The sequence below is a fragment of the Phytohabitans houttuyneae genome (assembly GCF_011764425.1).
Classification (GTDB): Bacteria; Actinomycetota; Actinomycetes; order Mycobacteriales; family Micromonosporaceae; genus Phytohabitans; species Phytohabitans houttuyneae.
Genome location: NZ_BLPF01000001.1, coordinates 4044266 through 4061086, shown reverse-complemented (window position 1 = coordinate 4061086; position 16821 = coordinate 4044266). Strand labels below are relative to the sequence as shown.

The following is a 16821-nucleotide window of genomic DNA, read 5'->3' as shown; positions in this document are numbered from 1 at the left end:
CCGTACGTTAACGTCGGATCATGGATTTGCGGGCCCGGCGCTTGTTCGGCGGCACCGCGATCGCGCCCGGCGATCTCGCCGCGAGTCCGTTCCGGGTCGATCGCGACCGCATCGTCAGCTCGCCCTTCTTCAGCCGGCTCGGTGGCGTCACGCAGGTGATCAGCCCCGGCGGCTCGGGGCTGCTGGTGCACAACCGGCTGACTCACAGCCTCAAGGTCGCCCAGGTGGCGCGCGCTATCGCGGAGCGGCTGACGGCCGACGAGCGGTACAGCGGGCTCATCGACGAACTGGGTGGATGCGACCCCGATGTGGTGGAGGCGGCCGCACTCGCGCACGACCTCGGGCACCCGCCGTTCGGGCACCTCGGTGAGCAGGTGCTCGACCGGCTCGCCCGCCAGCGGCTCGGGCTGCCCGACGGGTTCGAGGGCAACGCGCAGTCGTACCGGATCGTCACCAGCACCGAGATCCGCCGCGCCACCACCATCGGGCTCGACCTCACCGCGGCGGTGCGGGCAGCGCTGCTCAAGTACCCGTGGACCCGCCACTCGTACCCCACTCCGCACCCCCGCCACCTCGACCCGCCGCCGCGCGGGGCGAGCGCGCCGCCGGGGGATCCGGACAGCGGGTCGGCCAAGTTCGGTGCGTACACCACCGAGGTGGCCGACCTCGTCCAGGCGCGCGAGCCGTTCGCCGGGCGGATCGCCGACTGGCAGCAGACCGTCGAGGCGTCCGTCATGGACACCGCCGACGACATCGCGTACGCGATCCACGACGTGGAGGACTTCCACCGGGTGGGTGTACTCCAGCAGGGTTCGGTGGCGACCGAGCTGATCGCGTGGCAGAACGAGGCCGCTGAGCTGCAGAAACTCTCCGACGTCGAGCTGGAGGCCGGTCCTCGACGCCCCGGCCGCGCGGTGGAACGGCTGCGCCGCCACCTGCACCGCAAGGACGCGTGGATCGCGCACGACGAGGCGTTCGGGGCTGCGGTCGAGCAGGTGCGGCACGAGCTTGTCGACGGGCTGCTCGCCGCACCGTTCGACGGCTCGATAGAGGCCGAGCAGTACGTGGCACGCTTTTCCGCGCGCTGGACCCGCCGCCTCATCGGCGCGATCGTGGTGGTGCCGGACCCGCCGGTGCGCTCCGGCCACGTGATGCTCGAGCAGGCGCAGTGGCACGAGGTACAGGTGCTCAAGTTTGTCCACCAGGGCTTCGTGCTCGCCCGGCCCGACCTGGCGCTGCATCAGCGCGGCCAGGCCAGCCTGCTCACCACGCTCGTCGAGGCGCTGCACGCCTGGCTCCTCGACCCCGACGAGCAGGCCCGCCTGCCCCAGCGGCTGCACGACCTGGTGGAGCTTGCCGAGGCCGAGCTGGAAGCGGTGGACGGGAGCGCGTCCGGGCCGGAGCGGTCGGTGAAGGCCCGCGGCCGCGCCGTGATCGACTTCGTGGCGGCGCTGACCGACAGCCAAGCGGTGGCACTGCTCGACGCGCTCTCCGGCCGCTCCCGCCAGCTGTGGACCGACGCGTTCGTCCTTTGACCGGCAGCGTCTGTCAAGCGGGATGAGTGAGCAAACCCCGCCGTTCCGTCACCCTTCGGGGTCTTCACGACACCAATCGCAGCGCATACCGTCGATGTAAGACGGTCCTCGGGAGCTGCGATGAGATCGACGCTCGGCGCTCAACTGTCCGCCTTGCGTCGGCGGCGGGCCATGTCACAGCGCGACCTGGCCGAGCGGGCCGGCGTCTCGGTCGACCTCGTGCGCAAGCTTGAGCAGGGCCAACGCCACGCCACCCGCATCGCCAGCCTCACCGCGCTCGCCAACGCGCTCGACGTCATGCCGGCCGACCTGCTGGGCAAGCCGCGCGGCCTGCCAGCCGGTCGGGTGAGCGGCGAGGTCGGCGCGATCCGGCGGGCGGTGCTGGGCGTGCGCACACCCCACGTCGAGCCGCCCATGCTGGACGACCTGCGCCGGGAGGGGCGCGAGGCGTGGCGCCTGTACTGGGCCGGCCGCTATGCCGAGCTCGCGCGTGACCTGCCCGGGCTCATCGCGTCGGCGCGCGCCGCGATGGAGGTGGCCGGGTCGGCCGACCGGGCGATGGCCTCGGCCACGCTGGCGGAGCAGCTCCAGCTCACCGCCTCGCTGCTCGCTCACCTCGCGCACGAGGACCTGGCCCACCTGGCGCTCGCCGAGGCGGTCCGGGCGGCCGAGGCGTCCGGTGACGAGCTGCTCTTCGCCGGACAGCAGGCCACCCGATCGTGGGTCCTGTCGCGGCAGGGCCTGTGGTCGGAGGCCGAGCACGTCGCGGTGACCGCGGCCGAGCAGGTCGAGCCCGCGCTGTCGCGGGCCTCCGTCGACCAGGTGGCGGTCTGGGGCGAGCTTTTGCGGTACGGCACCACGGCCGTGGCCCGCTCCGGCCGCCAGTCCGAGGCGCAGGAGATGCTCGGGCTGGTCCGGGCGGCCGCCGCGCGGATGGTCGGCGACCAGCGCAGCACCTACGTCGGGATGGCCTTCGGGCCGACGGTCGCGGCGATGAAGGCGGTGGACGTGGCTATCGCCGCCGACCGCCCGCGGCAAGCGATCAAGCTCGCCGAGCGGGTCGAGCACCCGGATGCCGCGCCCACCGCGATGCACGCGCGCTACCTGCTGAACGTGGCGTGGGCGCAGATGACCGACTGGCGGTCGCAGGACGCGGTCGACACGCTGCGTACCGTCGAGACGCTGGCGGCGGAGATGCTGCCGCACCAGACGATCGTCCACACGATCATCGCGGAGCTGCTGCCGCGCCGCCGCAAACAGCGCCTGCCCGGCCTCGTCGGCCTCGCCGAGCGGATCGGTATCGCGGCCTCGGGGTAGGACAGGTTGTCCCCGTACCCGCACGTCGGCGGCGACGCGGTCGCCCAAGGTGCCACACCAGGACGGCTGGCGGTCGCCCTAGGTTCGCTCACATCGATTTGACGATGGGGGTGAGTGCATGGCCGACGGCGAACATACGCCGACCCGGCCGTCCTGGACCTGCTCGGTCTGCGGCGTCGACTGGCCGTGTGACAAGGCCCGGGACCAGCTCTGTCAGGTGTACGGCGAGCAGCGCGTGAACCTCGCCGTCTACATGGCCACGCAGCTGGGCCACGCTGCCGGGGAACTTTCTGGTGCGTCGACAAACGACCTGTACCAGCGTTTTATCGCCTGGACCCGCCCGTAGTACATGTACTACAGTTTGGAGGAGCCTTTAGACGAGACGGGGGACACGTATGACCGTCGTAAGGCAGCTGCGCGCACCTGCGGCGGCCGTGGAGCCGCTCGATGACCTTGCCGCGATCGAGGTCCGTAACCTCCGCATGCGGTACGGGACGAACGATGTACTCAAAGGTGTCTCCTTCACCGCGCACCGCGGTGAGGTGCTGGCCCTGCTGGGGCCCAACGGGGCGGGCAAGACCACCACGATCGAGATCCTGGAGGGCTTCCGGATCCGTTCGGCCGGTGAGGTGCGGGTCCTTGGCGTCGACCCCGGGCACGGCGACGAGCGCTGGCGAGCCCGGCTTGGCGTTGTCCTCCAGTCGTGGCGTGACCACGGCAAGTGGCGGGTCCGCGAGCTCCTCGCCCACCTGGGGGTCTACTACGCGGCGTATTCCACGCCGAGGATCCACCGCCCGTGGGACGTCGACGACCTGATCGACGCGGTCGGGCTCACTCCACATGCGAGCAAGCGGGTGGGGCAGCTCTCCGGTGGCCAGCGCCGCCGCCTCGACGTGGCGATCGGCATCGTCGGCCGGCCGGAGCTGCTCTTCCTCGACGAGCCGACGGCGGGCTTCGACCCGGAGGCCCGCCGCGAGTTTCACGACCTCGTGCACCGGCTCTCCGACATCGACGACACCACGATCCTGCTGACCACGCACGACCTGGACGAGGCGGAAAAGCTCGCCGACCGCATCCTCATCCTGGCCGGCGGCTCGATCATCGCGGACGGCTCGCCCGACCAGCTATCGCGCCGTGTCGCCGCCGACGCCGAGGTGCGGTGGAGCCGCGACGGCGAGCGGTTCGTCCACTCCACCGCCGACGCCACCGCTTTCGTGCGCCAGCTCTTCGAGCAGTACGGCGAGGCCATCGCCGACCTCGAGGTGCGTCGCGCCAGCATGGAGGACACCTACATGGCCTTCGTCCGGGAGTACGAGTCGGGGCGCAGCGTCGCCGCCCTGCGCGCGTTCGAGGAGGTCACGCGATGACCACGATCCCGGCGGCCCTGTCGCTCGGCCAGCCCGCGATGCGCGCGGCCCGCGCCGGCCTCGCCCGCGGACGCATCGAGCTGCGGCACACGTTCACCAATGGCCAGGATCTGTGGAACTACTTCTTTCCCGCGATCCTGCTGCTGGTCGTCCTGTTCTTCATGCGCAACGCGACGGTGCCGGGCACGAGCTTTTCGCTCAGCTCGCGCACGATGCCGAGCGCGCTGGGCATGAGCATCGCGTTCGGCGGCCTGGTCACGATGGCCATGGCACTCACTGTCGACCGCGAAGACGGCACGCTGCTGCGCGCCAAGGCCATCCCGAACGGGATGGTCGGCTACCTCGTCGGCAAGATCACTCTGGTCGCCGGCATGGGTGTGATCAGCCTCGCCATGCAGCTCGTGCCCGGCCTCTTCCTGCTGGACGGCCTCTCCGTGCGCGGCGCGTCGAGCTGGCTCACGCTGGTCTGGGTCGTGCTCCTCGGCATGGTCGCCACGATGCCGATCGGCGCCGTCTTCGGCTCGCTTGTCGGCAACCCGCGCAACATGGGCATGATCATGCTGCCGCTGATGGGCCTGATCGCCACCTCGGGCATCTTCTACCCGATCACCAACTTTCCGGTGTGGCTCCAGTGGATCGCGCAGGTCTTCCCCATCTACTGGCTGGGGCTGGGCATGCGGTCGGCGCTGCTCCCCGACAGCATGGCCGGCGTCGAGATCGGAGAGTCGTGGCGCCACCTGGAGACGGTCGGCGTGTTGGGCGCGTGGGCCATTCTCGGCCTGGTCATCGCGCCGATAGTGTTGCGCCGCATGGCCCGCCGCGAGTCCGGCTCCCGGGTGGCGGAGCGCCGGGAGAAGGCCCTGCAGCGAATCACGTGAGGAGGCGACGCGGATGAGTGAGGTCATCTACAACCGCATCGCCATGCTGCGCGCCGAGCGCGGCATCTCGCGGCGGCAGCTCGCCGAGGCGCTGGGCGTCCACTACCAGACCGTCGGCTATCTCGAACGGGGCGAGTTCAGCCCGAGTCTCCATCTCGCGCTGCGGTTGTCGCGCTACTTCGAGGTGCCGGTCGAGGTGCTCTTCTCGATCGAGCCCTTCCCGCGGATCGGCCACTCCACTTCGGAGGCCCAACGCTCCGCGTAGATGTGCGGTCATCCCACGCCTGCCGGCACCGGTTCGGGTTAGCGCCGGCGGCCGGTCGAGTTGTGGCCCTCGGTGACTGGGAGCAGGACGCTCGGTCGCACGGTTTCGTGGGGTCGACATCGCTGGGCGTGATTGTTCCGGGTGTCCGCGAGATTCCGCGACCTGGGTCCTGAGCTGGACCGCTATCCGTCAACCGGTGCGGAACGGACGCGGAAACGCGGAATCGCCGGACACGGTGTCGGTCGTCGGGCGCTCGCCGAGCCCCTAGGATCGCTGCGTGACTTCTGATCTGTCCCCGGCGACCCAGCAGATCTCGACGACGCACCGGATCGCCGACGAGCTAGGCGTGCGGGAGCGGCAGGTGGCGGCCGCCGTCGACCTGCTGGACGGCGGGGCGACCGTGCCGTTCATCGCGCGATACCGCAAGGAGGCCACCGGCGCGCTCGACGACGCGCAGCTGCGCACGCTGGAGGAGCGGCTTCGCTACCTGCGCGAGATGGAGGAGCGGCGCACCGCGATCCTTGAGTCGATCCGCAGCCAGGGCAAGCTCGACGAGGCGCTCGAGGCGCAGATCATGGCGGCCGACTCCAAGGCGCGGCTCGAGGACATCTACCTGCCCTTCAAGCCGAAGCGGCGGACCAAGGCGATGATCGCCCGCGAGGCCGGGCTGGAGCCGCTGGCCGAGCTGCTGCTCGGTGACCCGACGCAGGAGCCGCTCAGCGTGGCCGCCGGATACGCCGACCCCGAAAAGGGTGTGGCCGACGCGGCCGCGGCGCTCGAAGGGGCGCGGCACATCCTCATCGAAAAGTTCGCCGAAGACGCGGACCTCATCGGTGCGCTCCGCGAGCAGATGTGGTCGCGTGGCCGGCTCGTCTCCAAGGTGCGTGACGGCAAGCAGGACGAGGGCGCCAAGTTCTCCGACTACTTCGATTTCGCCGAGCCGTTCGCCAAGCTGCCGTCGCACCGGATCCTGGCGATGTTCCGCGGTGAAAAGGAAGAGGTCCTCGACCTCACGCCGGAGCCCGACGACCTCGAGGTGCCCAACTCGTACGAGCCGCGTATCGCCGGGCACTTCGGCATCGCCGACAAGGGACGGCCAGCCGACCGGTGGCTGCTCGACACCGTGCGGTCCGCTTGGCGGGTCCGGATCCTCATCCACCTCGACGCCAACATCCGCAGCCGGCTGTGGCAGGCGGCGGAGGAGGAGGCGGTCCGGGTCTTCGCGGCCAACCTGCGTGACCTGCTGCTGGCCGCGCCCGCCGGCACCCGCCCGACGATGGGCCTCGACCCCGGCTTCCGCACCGGTGTGAAGGTCGCCGTGGTGGACGCGACCGGCAAGGTGGTCGCGACCGACACGATCTATCCGCACGTGCCGGCGCACCGGTGGGACGAGTCGATCGCCACGCTGGCCAAGCTGGCTGCCGTGCACAAGGTCGAGCTGATCGCGATCGGCAACGGCACGGCCTCGCGCGAGACCGACAAGCTCGCCGGTGACCTGATCTCTCGCCACCCCGAGCTGAAGCTGACGAAGATCGTGGTCTCCGAGGCGGGCGCGTCGGTCTACTCCGCCTCGGCCTACGCGTCGCAGGAGCTGCCCGAGCTCAACGTCTCGCTACGTGGCGCGGTCTCGATCGCCCGCCGGCTCCAGGACCCGCTCGCCGAGCTTGTGAAGATCGATCCAAAGTCGATCGGCGTCGGGCAGTACCAGCACGACCTTTCGGAGGTGAAGCTCTCCCGCTCGCTCGACGCGGTGGTCGAAGACTGCGTCAACGCGGTGGGCGTCGACGTCAACACCGCCTCCGCGCCGCTGCTGACCCGGGTCTCCGGCATCGGCGAAGGGCTGGCCGCGAGCATCGTGATGCACCGCGACAGCAACGGGCCGTTCCGCAGCCGCAAGGCGCTCAAGGACGTGCCGCGGCTCGGGCCCAAGGCGTTTGAGCAGTGCGCCGGCTTCCTGCGCATCCCGGGCGGCGACGACCCGCTGGACGCGTCAAGCGTGCACCCGGAGGCGTACCCCGTCGTCCGCCGGATCCTCGGCGCGACCAAGAGTGACCTTCCGTCGCTGATTGGCAACGGTCCGGTGCTCAGGGCGCTGAAGCCGGTGGAGTTCGTCGACGACACGTTCGGCCTGCCCACCGTCACCGACATCCTCAAGGAGCTGGAAAAGCCGGGTCGTGACCCGCGGCCCGCGTTCAAGACCGCATCGTTCGCCGAAGGGGTCGAAAAGCTCGCCGACCTCCAGCCCGGCATGGTGCTGGAGGGCGTGGTCACCAACGTGGCGGCGTTCGGCGCCTTCGTCGACGTGGGCGTCCACCAGGACGGGTTGGTGCACGTGTCGGCGATGTCGAAGACGTTCGTCAAGGACCCCCGTGACGTGGTAAAGCCGGGCGACATCGTCCGGGTGAAGGTGCTCGACGTCGACGTGCCGCGCAAGCGGATCTCGCTGACGCTGCGCCTCGACGACGAAGGTGGCGCCGACAGGGCGAAGGCCGGAGGCAATGGCGCCCCGGCGGCCAGGGGCGTCGCGACCGGCCGGCCAGGCAGGGCGGCAAACGCCCAGCTCAGCCGGCTCGGGAGCCGCAGGGTGCGATGGCCGAGGCGCTGCGTCGCGCCGGCCTCGACAAGGGGATCGGCGGCCCGCGCTGAACTCGCCAGTAGACACGAGATAGTTTCTGTTATCGCAAAGCGCGCACCGCATCTCCTATACGCAGGGGGTCGGGCGCGCCGGCCCGGTCATGCCGAAGACCGTGAGGTGAGGGTGTCTGTGACCGTGTTCGCGTCGGGCGGCCGCGCATGACGTCGGGGCTGACCGCGGGACGCCACCACCGGGGCGAGGGCAACGAAGACGCTCTGGTTCGCGAGCTGTACGAGCAGCACGCGGGACCGCTGCTGAGGTTTGTCCTCCAGCTCGTCGCGGGTGACCGGCAGCGCGCGGAAGACATCGTGCAGGAGACGCTCCTGCGCGGCTGGCGCAACGCACACCGGCTCGGCGCGCAGGGGCAGGTGTCGCTGCGCCCGTGGCTGGTGACCGTCGCCCGCCGCATCGCGATCGACGAGCACCGCAGCCAGAGCGCGCGCCCCGCCGAGGCGTACGGCGTGGACCTTGAAAACGTCTCCGAGCCCGACGAGAGCGACCACGTGCTGCGGCGGATGACCGTGACCGACGCGCTGCGCACGCTCAGCCAGCCGCACCAGGAGATGCTCCTGGAGACGTACTTCAAGGGCCGCACGGTCGCCGAGGCGGCGGAGGCGCTCAACCTCCCGCTCGGCACGGCGAAGTCCCGCGTTTACTACGCACTCCGCGCGCTGCGCAGCGCCTTGGAAAGGAAGGGCGTGACGGGCTAGCGGTTGCCCGTTGCCTCACTCTCGCTCCTACCGGGATGGTCCGCCGGGGTCGGCGCGCGAGCTACCGCGACGCCCGCGGTGTGCCTTTGCAGATCTTTGAGGCGGGAGTGCGCGAGTCCGCCCGCGGGTCGGCGCTGTCCTCGCGGTCTGTGACTGTCGATCAGGTCCAAGCGGTGTGAGCTCGAGACCTTGGTGAGTTAGCGCGCCATTTCGACGCCAACTTGCCAAGCTCTGCCGGAGCAGGCTCCTTCGTATGCTGGGCGACCGCGGAGAGTGACGTGGCAACCGCGGGCACAGTGGCAGCTCACAGCTAACGTCCACGATCCGCCAGCCGCCTCCAGATCGGGCGACGTCGGTTTGACCAGCGCCAGCTCTCCGGCCGGCCCGCAAGGGGCCGGGGGTCGAGGTCTTGGATCGCGCAGGGTGAGGCTGCGGGAGCGACGGTCTGGACCACGGCGGACATCGCGGTAGCTCAGATCGGCGAGGCCAGCCCCCACCGAGAGCTGGCCTCCGCCTAGGCCCTGTTTGGGAAATCCTTGCCGGGCTGCGCCGGGCCCAGACGCCGCCATGCGGCGTCGGGCGCAAGGCCGCATACAACACCGGTATGCGACCTTGCGCCCGCCACCACCTGACACCGCCTGGACTCCGGCTCGCCTCGACAATCCTTTTCAAACAGGACCTGGCGGGTTCAGAAGGTGATCAGCGGGTCACCGACGAAGTCGGCGATGAAGTTGATGAAGAAGAAGCCGAAGAACAGGACGTTGAGCCCCAGGATCACGTAGTGGTACGGGCGCGGGCGCGCCGGGCGGGGGAGCTTGCTGTTGAGGTACATCAGCATGAACGGGAAGATCAGCGCGCCCAGGTTGGACATGTTCGCCGACCACTGCACCAGGTTGACCGGCAGTGCCAGGTGCAGGATCACCGCGATCACGACCATCAGCAGGAACATGAACGGGTAGTAGAAGCGCCGGGGGTCGCCCTCGATCAGCCGGCGCAGGGTGGGGCTGGTGGCGTGCGCGGCGTCGGTCGTGACCCGCACCATCGCCTCGAAGATGCCGAGCTGCGTGCTGAAGAGGATCAGCACACCGAGGATCAGCGCGATGTAGAAGAGCGTCGAGCCGTACTCGCTGTCGAGCGCGCTGGCCACGAACGTCGGCACGTTCGCCGTGGTGGGACGCTCGCCTGAGGTCTCGACCGCGTGGGCCATCAGGATCGTCGGCAGTAGCATGCCCAGCATCGCGCCGACGAAGAAGACGCCCCACATGTCGGTGAGCAGCAGCTTGTACCACCGCTTCCAGCGCGCGGTGTTGGCCTCGTCGTCGGGGAAGGTCATGCCGACCGGTTCGAGCTTGCTGCCTCCGCCGCGCAGCCCGGAGAGGAAGCCGGTGCGGTAGCCCATGCCGTAGCCCTTGTCGCGGTAGTGGCCCATCACGTACCAGTTGAGGCCGGACGCCAGCGCGGTAAAGCCGGCGAGCGCGCCCAGCTGCGTTGCCGTGATGCCCTCGGGCGGCGCGGCCGGGGTGAGGAAGCCGCTGATGCCGTCCCACCACAGCTCCCACGGCACGACGAAGAGGTCGATGAGCAGCAGTCCAGTCAGGATGGACACGACCATCACCCAGTTGGCCAGCTCCAGCGCGCGGCTGATCCGGCGGGCCGACGCCGTGATCAGGAAGACCAGGACCAGCAGCGCGATCGCCCAGATGCGTGGCTCCTCCGCGCCGGAGGGGGCCACCTCGCCGTGCACCAGCGCGTACACGCCCTGGCCTGCGCTGGCCGCCCAGCCGCCGGCGATGAACGCGAAGATGACGACCGCGACCGAGATCGGTACCCACAGGAACCAGCCCGGCGGCACCCGCCCCCAGCCGACGACCGGCACCTCGCCGGTGGCCACCACGTAGCGCGAGGACTCGACGTTGTAGAAGGTCTGTAGCAGCGCCGACACCAGGATCACCCAGCCGACGCCGACGAAGCCGTACTGACCGACAGCCTGCGGGCCCAGCAGCCACTCGCCGCTGCCGATGGAGATGCCCAGCGCGATGAGGCTGGGGCCGATGGCGTACTTGATCAGTTCGCGCGGTCCGAGACGTCGGACGCCGAAGACCTCCTCGGGCTCCGGCAGGTCGGTAACGGCCAGCGGCGGGCGGCTGACCCCGAGTTGATAGGTGCGAACATCTGTCACCTCAGCCATGAGGCCTCCTTGAGTAGACCCCCTCTGTTAATCAAGGATGATCTATCAAGTGATTTATGTCACGTTCTAGCAGGATCCCAGTGGCGCCAAATCCATCGATTCGGCCGAATCGGCGACGTGCAGGCCGGGCTTCGGGCCGCCGGCGAACGTGTACAGCGTCGTGCCCATCGCGATCACCCCAAGGCCGTGGCGGGGCGTGAGCATCGGCGGAAGCGAGGACCACGTCCCGGCCTTGACGTCGAAGGCTTCGGCCTCCTCAAACGTCGCCTCCGCCTCGCCGCCGACCGCCACCACCTGCCCTGAGCAGGTCGCGGCCGCGGCCAGCCCACCGCGGCGGGTCGGCAGGTCGGGCAGCACCGTCCACTGGTTGGTGGTGGGGTCGAACGACTCGAACGCGGTGAAGTTGCCCTGCCCGCCGGCGCGCCCGCCGACCGTGTAGACCTTGCCGCCGAACCCGGCGCCGCCCAGGTGCTCCCGGGGCGTGGGTGGGCCGGGCGCGTTGGTCCACAGGTTGGTCGCCGGCTCGTACACGAGCATCTGGCGTGCCAGCCCGCCCGCGTTGAGCCCACCCGCCACGTACACCTTGCCGCTCTGCGCCACGGCCGTGCCCGCCGCCCGCTCCTGGGCAGCGGCGCGATCGGCCGCCACGCCCCACCCTCCAGCTTGAACGCGTCCTTGCCCGGGTCGCCGTTGGCCAGGAAGCCGCCGAAGACGTACACCTCGTTGTCGACGGTCGCCGCCATCGCGTGGTTGACGGCCACCGGCAGGTCCGGCCCCGCCGTCCACTTGCCGGTAGCGGTGTCGAAGACCTCGACGGTCGCGACCGTGCCGCCGTCGGCGCGGTAGCCACCCACCACGTAGACCTGGGACCCGGTGGTCGCGGCCGCGACCTCGGTGCGGGCCGAGGGTGCGGCGGCGAGGCGCTGCCAGGTCAGGGCCGCGGTCACGCTCGGCGCCGGGGATCCGGGGGCAGATTCGGTGGTACGAGGCTCGTCCGGCGAGTCCGTGCACGCGGCGGCCGCGAGGAGCGTGGTGAGGAGCAGACTGGGGTACCGCAGTCGCATCGCCCCAGGGTGTGCGATCGTGCACCTCATGCGCAAGTACGTCGTGATGGGCGTGCAGGGCAGTGGCAAGGGCACCCAGGCCCAGCTGCTCTGCAGGGAGTACGACCTCGTGCACATCAGCGTCGGCGACATCTTCCGGTGGCACGTGCAGCACCACACCAAGCTCGGTGCCCAGGTGCGGCGCACGATGGCGGCCGGTGAGCTGATCGGCGACGACCAGGTGGAAAAGGTAGTCAGGGAACGCCTCCACCAGCACGACTGGAACTACGGCTTCGTCATCGACGGTTTTCCGCGCAACGGGAGGCAGGCGGAGTTCTTCCTGGAGGGCTACGACATCGACGGCGTGATCCACCTCGACCTGCCCGACGAGGAGGTGCACCGCCGCGTGCTCAACCGGCGGCTCTGCTCCCGCTGCGGCATGGACTACAACCTCATCGCCGACCGGCCCGAGGTGGAGGGCAGGTGCGACGTGTGCGGTGGCGAGCTCGTCACCCGCCCGGACGACACGCCCGAGGCGCTGGACGCGCGGCTGCGGGAGTACCACAGCAAGACCAAGCCGGTGCTCGACATCTTCCGCCGCAAGGAGTACGTGGTCACTGTCGACGCCCGGCCTGACCCGGACACCGTGCAGCGCGATATCCGGCAGATGCTGGGCCTGTGATGCGCGTAGCGCGACTCCACGGTGTCCAGGACATCCGGGTATCCGAGGAGCCCACCCCGACCCCCGGGCCGGGCGAGAGCCTCGTCCGGGTGACCGCGGTCGGGCTCTGCGGCTCGGACCTGCACTGGTACACCGAGGCCGGCATCGGCGACGCCCGCCTCAGCAACCCGCTGGTGGTCGGGCACGAGATGGCCGGCATGATCGAAGGCGGACCGCGGCACGGCGAGCGGGTGGCGATCGACCCGGCGATCCCGTGCGGGCGGTGCGACATGTGCCTGCGCGGCCACCCCAACCTCTGCCCGACGGTACGCTTCGCCGGCCACGGTGTGCTCGACGGCGGCCTGCGCGAGTACATGGCGTGGCCCACCGAGCGCCTCCATCCGCTCCCCGACACGCTGACCGACGCCGACGGCGCGATGCTGGAGCCGCTCGGCGTCGCCCTGCACTCCCTCGACCTCGCCCACCTGCGGCTGGGCATGACGGTCGGCGTCTTCGGCTGCGGGCCGATCGGCCTGCTGCTCGTGCAGCTCGCCCAGCTCATGGGCGCGCGGGCGGTGTACGCCACCGAGCCGCTGCCACACCGCCGGCAGGCGGCCGAGGCGTACGGAGCGTCGGTTGTGGACGATCCGGCGGGACTCGACGTCGACGTGGCGTTCGAGGTGGCCGGCACCGACCCGGCCGTCGAGACGGCGATGGTGGCCGCCGGGCCTGGCGCGCGCGTCGTGCTCGTGGGCATCCCGGACGGCGACAGCACCACGTTTCCCGCCTCGGTCGCACGCCGCAAAGGGCTCACGATCGCGATGGTGCGGCGGATGAAGGACACCTATCCCCGCGCCATCGACCTCGTCCGCCGCGGCCTCGTCGACGTATCCACTGTGGTCAGTGCCCGCTACGGGCTGGACGAGGCGGCGGACGCCTTCGAGACCGCGGTCGCCCGCCGCGGCCTCAAGGTCGTGGTGCAGCCGGCTACTCCGGCGGCACCTGGCGGAGATGCGGCTGCGGGCGTGGCGTCCCCCGCGTGAGGACCTCGCCGGCGTTGCCCTTGGCGAGGTGGTCCAGCAGTTCGGCGGCGGCCGGCCAGAACGTCGCGTCCTCCGGCTCGAACCACGCGGCCTCCACCGCACCCGGCGGGTCGTACGGGTAGTCGACGCCCGCCCGCCGCAGAAACTCCTCGCGCCCCTTCAGGATGTCGGAGTAGTAGGGCAGGCTGTCCCGTACCGCGCCGCGCAGCTCGTCCAGGTTGTCAAGTGCCGAGCGCAGGCGCAGCCACCGGTGGCGGTCCCACTGTGTCTGGTGCCCGAAGCGGCGGCTCAGGCGGGCACCGGCGAGCGCACCCCGCAGCGCCATCGAGGCGATGATCTCGCGGGGCATGTAGAGGTTGGTGCCGCCCTCGTCCGAGCGCTGGCGCACCCAGGCCACGCGCCCTCGGTAGCCGGGCATGGAAGTCTGCATCGAGTCCCGCCACGATCGCGCGGTGTCCAAGATGGACCCCACGAACCGCGTGCCCGCCGCGCCGAGGTCGGTCGCCGGCACCACGGCCTGCTCCCAGTCCTGCGGCAGCCACACGTCCTGGTGTGGAAACTGGTACGGGTGCGGGCCCAGGTTGAGCCCGAACGTCGGCCACCGCGGCAGCGGCGAGTCGAAGAGGTGCACCGGGAAGTTCGACGTGATGCCGCCGTCCGAAAACCACAGCTCCTGCGCCCGCCGCCGGCCATCCTCCGGCCACATGAGACGGTTGCGCGCGTGGTCGAGGATGCCCCGACCGAACTCGTCACCGATCTCCGTCGCGGGCACCAGCCGGTACAGGCGGATGGCCTTGAAAAGGCCGGGGAGCGCGAGGCTCAGCCGTACCGCGAAGATGACCGGCAGGTTCCACGGCTCGGGCAGCCGGTGCAGCGTCACCGCCTCCGCGCTGGGGTCGGTCTGCGGCACGGTCTGCGGTGACGGGTCGCGCAGCGCCTCGATCACGTCCGGCGGGAAGACCGCGTTGTCGCCGTCGGCGAGGTCCTCCATCCGGAAGTACAGCGCCTCGGCATCCGGGTCGTCGGGCTCGGTGGTGTTCAGCGGAAAGCGGTACGGCCGCTGCCGCGACAGGTCGGTGGTGATCAGCTCCAGGTTGACCAGCCGCCGCTCCGGGTTTCTCGCGAGCGCGAGGATCTCGGGTGTCGCCTGCGCCAGCGGCGTGAAGGACCGCCCCTGCCACAGGTGGCCGAAGCGCAGCACCTCGCCCCCGTCCAGCGCGGCGACCTCGCTGAGGCAGCCGTTCAGCCACGGGATCACCGCGCGGGAGACGGTCGGGCGAGCCGCACCGGCGAGAAACTCCGAGGGGCGCCGCGGCGTCTGCGGCGCCGAGCCGGCGAGCAGGCCGAAGTGGCGGCGGCCGACCGTCACGATGTACCGCCAGCCGCTGGTCGCCACCACGGCACCCATCGCCAGGCTGAGCGCCGCACCGGCCAGCGCGCCGGCGACCCAGTCCCACCAGCGCAGCCAGGTGAGGACCGCGGTGACCAGCAGGACGACCGCGGCCGTCAGCGGTCGCCACAGAGAGTACGAGAGCAGCCGCTTTTCGGTGCGGTGCCGGCTGGAGACGCTGGTGAGGAGCGTCAGCCAGCGCGGTGGTGAGGATCTGGCCGAGCGGCTGACGAGCGGCGGCACTAGCACCAGCAGCGCGCCGACGCTGGCGAAGAAGAGGTACAGGTCGAGGGCGGCCCACCCGTACCGCCACCAGCCGTGCTCGCCGCCCGGCCGGTCGACAGCGGGCCACGAGGGCAGGCGCGCGCCCACCCAGACCGCGAGGTAGAGGCCGGCGGCGGCCAGCACCGCCACCAGCAGCTTGGACCACTTTCCGAACGCGAACAGCAGCGCCAGCGCGCCCGCCCACACCTGCTTGCGCATGAACGCGGTGACGAGCGCGTAGAGCCGCCGGTCGCGCGGGCCGGGGCGGAAGAGCTGGGCCAGCCGGTACGCGTCGCGCTCGCCGCCCAGGTCGTCCGGCGACACCTGGGCCAGCCACGCAATCGTGTCGGACATGCCGACGAAGCCGGGGCGCACGTGGCCCGCCTCGCGCTCCTCTTCGGACAGTGGCGCGTACCGCTCCGCGGGGAGCCGGCTGCTCCGCCCCACCTCTGCCGCAGCGGTCACCGCGGCCGCGATCGCACCGGCCGAGGCGCCGCCGACGTTGCGCACCCGGAAGCGGCTGGCCACCTCGCAGACCGCCAGCGGGTACACCACACCCGACGTCGTGCCGCCCCGCATCGTGAGGTCGACGCTGTGTCGCATGTACGACCGGCAGGTCTCCTCGTCGGCGCCGTCCACTGTGTGTGGTGGCTCCCACACCTGCGGTGGCGCGTCCGGAAGCGTGTACGTCTCCGGGTTGCCGTATCCGCCGACGGTGCCGGGCGGCGGCACCGACCACAGCCACTGCCGGCCGGCGGCGGGATCGGGGACGCTGAGGCCACCGGGCAGGTCACCGTCGTGCAGCAACGTCACGTAGGGCACGCGCTCCGTGCCGATGAGCTGCTGGAGGGCTTGGCGCGCTTCGCCTGAGCTTCGGACAGCCATGCGGATAGTCTGCTGCGCATGGCAGGTGCCGCGCTGCAAGCGCTAGACAAATCCGGTGTCGCGTATCGGATCATCCGGCACGGCCCGGTGCGCAGCCTGGGCGAAGCCGCCGCGGCCCGGGGCGTCGAGGTGCCCGATGTGGTCAAGACCATAGTGGTGCGCCGCGGCGACGGCGACTTCCTCTTCGTCCTCGTGCCCGGCGACCGCGTCATCTCCTGGCCCAAGCTGCGCACGCTGCTGGGCGTGAGCCGACTGTCCATGCCGGACGCCGCGTCGGCCAAGGAGGCGACCGGCTACGAGCGCGGCACCATCACCCCGTTCGGCTCGACCACCACCTGGCCGGTCATCGCCGACGAACGCGTGCGTGGCCGCGAGATCACCCTCGGCGCCGGTGAGCACGGCGTGGCGGTGGCCTTGGACGCCGAGGAGGCGCTCGCCGCCCTCGACGCCACGTACGCCGACGTCACCGACCCCTCCTAACCACTTTCGGGGCTACCGCGATGTCCGCCGTGGTCCGGACCGTTGCTCCCGCGGCCTCACCCTCCGCGGTGGCCGGCTTACGGGGTCAGGCATTTGACCAGGAAGGCGCAAGATCCACCTGCCTGATCTCGCCGTCGGTGACTGCCGATCAGGTGCCGGC

13 protein-coding genes and 2 pseudogenes are annotated in these 16821 nt (G+C 70.8%); 11 read left to right on the top strand and 4 right to left on the bottom strand.

Annotated elements, in window-relative coordinates; all coding sequences use genetic code 11:
* Positions 1-20: 20 nt before the first annotated feature.
* From Phou_RS18620 to Phou_RS18585, 8 genes and pseudogenes are all read left to right on the top strand, one after another.
* Positions 21-1535: a deoxyguanosinetriphosphate triphosphohydrolase family protein gene (locus Phou_RS18620; protein WP_173057197.1), complete on the top strand. Its 1515-nt coding sequence runs from the start codon at positions 21-23 to the stop codon at positions 1533-1535.
* 120 nt (positions 1536-1655) lie between these two features.
* Positions 1656-2852 (top strand): helix-turn-helix domain-containing protein, encoded by a 1197-nt coding sequence (locus tag Phou_RS54475; RefSeq protein WP_173057196.1) that lies wholly within the window; start codon positions 1656-1658, stop codon positions 2850-2852.
* A gap of 118 nt (positions 2853-2970) precedes the next feature.
* The gene (locus Phou_RS18610) at positions 2971-3198 is read left to right on the top strand and encodes a flavin reductase (RefSeq protein ID WP_173057195.1); all 228 of its coding nucleotides are present in this window, start codon (positions 2971-2973) and stop codon (positions 3196-3198) included.
* Positions 3199-3247: 49 nt separating this feature from the next.
* A complete protein-coding gene (locus tag Phou_RS18605) occupies positions 3248-4219 on the top strand; it encodes an ABC transporter ATP-binding protein (RefSeq protein ID WP_173057194.1) in 972 nt (323 codons plus the stop codon).
* The gene (locus Phou_RS18600) at positions 4216-5097 is read left to right on the top strand and encodes an ABC transporter permease (RefSeq protein ID WP_371872136.1); all 882 of its coding nucleotides are present in this window, start codon (positions 4216-4218) and stop codon (positions 5095-5097) included. The genes Phou_RS18605 and Phou_RS18600 overlap by 4 nt, the downstream gene beginning before the upstream one ends.
* A gap of 13 nt (positions 5098-5110) precedes the next feature.
* A complete protein-coding gene (locus Phou_RS18595; protein WP_173057193.1) occupies positions 5111-5362 on the top strand; it encodes a helix-turn-helix transcriptional regulator in 252 nt (83 codons plus the stop codon).
* A gap of 277 nt (positions 5363-5639) precedes the next feature.
* Positions 5640-8008, top strand: a pseudogene (locus Phou_RS18590) (Tex family protein).
* A 147-nt stretch (positions 8009-8155) separates the two neighbouring features.
* Positions 8156-8707, top strand: coding sequence for a sigma-70 family RNA polymerase sigma factor (locus tag Phou_RS18585; RefSeq protein ID WP_173057192.1), 552 nt, complete (start codon positions 8156-8158; stop codon positions 8705-8707).
* A 688-nt stretch (positions 8708-9395) separates the two neighbouring features.
* On the opposite strand, the gene Phou_RS18580 is transcribed toward Phou_RS18585, so the two are convergent.
* The 3 genes and pseudogenes from Phou_RS18580 to Phou_RS55535 form a co-directional block, all read right to left on the bottom strand.
* Positions 9396-10895, bottom strand: a complete 1500-nt coding sequence (locus tag Phou_RS18580) for an Nramp family divalent metal transporter (protein ID WP_173057191.1) — start codon at positions 10893-10895, stop codon at positions 9396-9398.
* Between the two features lie 66 nt (positions 10896-10961).
* Positions 10962-11543, bottom strand: a complete 582-nt coding sequence (locus Phou_RS18575) for a Kelch repeat-containing protein (RefSeq protein ID WP_173057190.1) — start codon at positions 11541-11543, stop codon at positions 10962-10964.
* A gap of 125 nt (positions 11544-11668) precedes the next feature.
* Positions 11669-11959: pseudogene (locus tag Phou_RS55535) on the bottom strand (hypothetical protein); the annotation flags it as partial.
* Positions 11960-11987: 28 nt separating this feature from the next.
* On the opposite strand from Phou_RS55535, the gene Phou_RS18565 reads away from it, so the two are divergent.
* Both Phou_RS18565 and Phou_RS18560 read left to right on the top strand, forming a co-directional pair.
* A complete protein-coding gene (locus tag Phou_RS18565) occupies positions 11988-12620 on the top strand; it encodes an adenylate kinase family protein (RefSeq protein WP_173058519.1) in 633 nt (210 codons plus the stop codon).
* Positions 12620-13642, top strand: a complete 1023-nt coding sequence (locus Phou_RS18560; RefSeq protein WP_173057189.1) for a zinc-dependent alcohol dehydrogenase — start codon at positions 12620-12622, stop codon at positions 13640-13642. Before Phou_RS18565 ends, Phou_RS18560 begins: the two co-directional genes overlap by 1 nt.
* On the opposite strand, the gene Phou_RS18555 is transcribed toward Phou_RS18560, so the two are convergent.
* Positions 13587-16181: a patatin-like phospholipase family protein gene (locus Phou_RS18555; RefSeq protein ID WP_173057188.1), complete on the bottom strand. Its 2595-nt coding sequence runs from the start codon at positions 16179-16181 to the stop codon at positions 13587-13589. The genes Phou_RS18560 and Phou_RS18555 overlap by 56 nt on opposite strands.
* 18 nt (positions 16182-16199) lie before the next feature.
* On the opposite strand from Phou_RS18555, the gene Phou_RS18550 reads away from it, so the two are divergent.
* On the top strand, positions 16200-16661 hold the full coding sequence (locus tag Phou_RS18550) for an aminoacyl-tRNA deacylase (RefSeq protein WP_173057187.1): 462 nt from the start codon (positions 16200-16202) through the stop codon (positions 16659-16661).
* The last annotated feature ends 160 nt before the right edge of the window (positions 16662-16821 follow it).

Excerpts from the sequence above, each read along its gene's own strand:
- Phou_RS18620 (WP_173057197.1), top strand. The coding sequence starts at position 21 with ATGGATTTGCGGGCCCGGCGCTTGTTCGGCGGCACCGCGATCGCGCCC.
- Phou_RS54475 (WP_173057196.1), top strand. The coding sequence starts at position 1,656 with ATGAGATCGACGCTCGGCGCTCAACTGTCCGCCTTGCGTCGGCGGCGG.
- Phou_RS18610 (WP_173057195.1), top strand. The coding sequence starts at position 2,971 with ATGGCCGACGGCGAACATACGCCGACCCGGCCGTCCTGGACCTGCTCG.
- Phou_RS18605 (WP_173057194.1), top strand. The coding sequence starts at position 3,248 with ATGACCGTCGTAAGGCAGCTGCGCGCACCTGCGGCGGCCGTGGAGCCG.
- Phou_RS18600 (WP_371872136.1), top strand. The coding sequence starts at position 4,216 with ATGACCACGATCCCGGCGGCCCTGTCGCTCGGCCAGCCCGCGATGCGC.
- Phou_RS18595 (WP_173057193.1), top strand. The coding sequence starts at position 5,111 with ATGAGTGAGGTCATCTACAACCGCATCGCCATGCTGCGCGCCGAGCGC.
- Phou_RS18585 (WP_173057192.1), top strand. The coding sequence starts at position 8,156 with ATGACGTCGGGGCTGACCGCGGGACGCCACCACCGGGGCGAGGGCAAC.
- Phou_RS18580 (WP_173057191.1), bottom strand. The coding sequence starts at position 10,895 with ATGGCTGAGGTGACAGATGTTCGCACCTATCAACTCGGGGTCAGCCGC.
- Phou_RS18565 (WP_173058519.1), top strand. The coding sequence starts at position 11,988 with ATGCGCAAGTACGTCGTGATGGGCGTGCAGGGCAGTGGCAAGGGCACC.
- Phou_RS18560 (WP_173057189.1), top strand. The coding sequence starts at position 12,620 with ATGCGCGTAGCGCGACTCCACGGTGTCCAGGACATCCGGGTATCCGAG.
- Phou_RS18555 (WP_173057188.1), bottom strand. The coding sequence starts at position 16,181 with ATGGCTGTCCGAAGCTCAGGCGAAGCGCGCCAAGCCCTCCAGCAGCTC.
- Phou_RS18550 (WP_173057187.1), top strand. The coding sequence starts at position 16,200 with ATGGCAGGTGCCGCGCTGCAAGCGCTAGACAAATCCGGTGTCGCGTAT.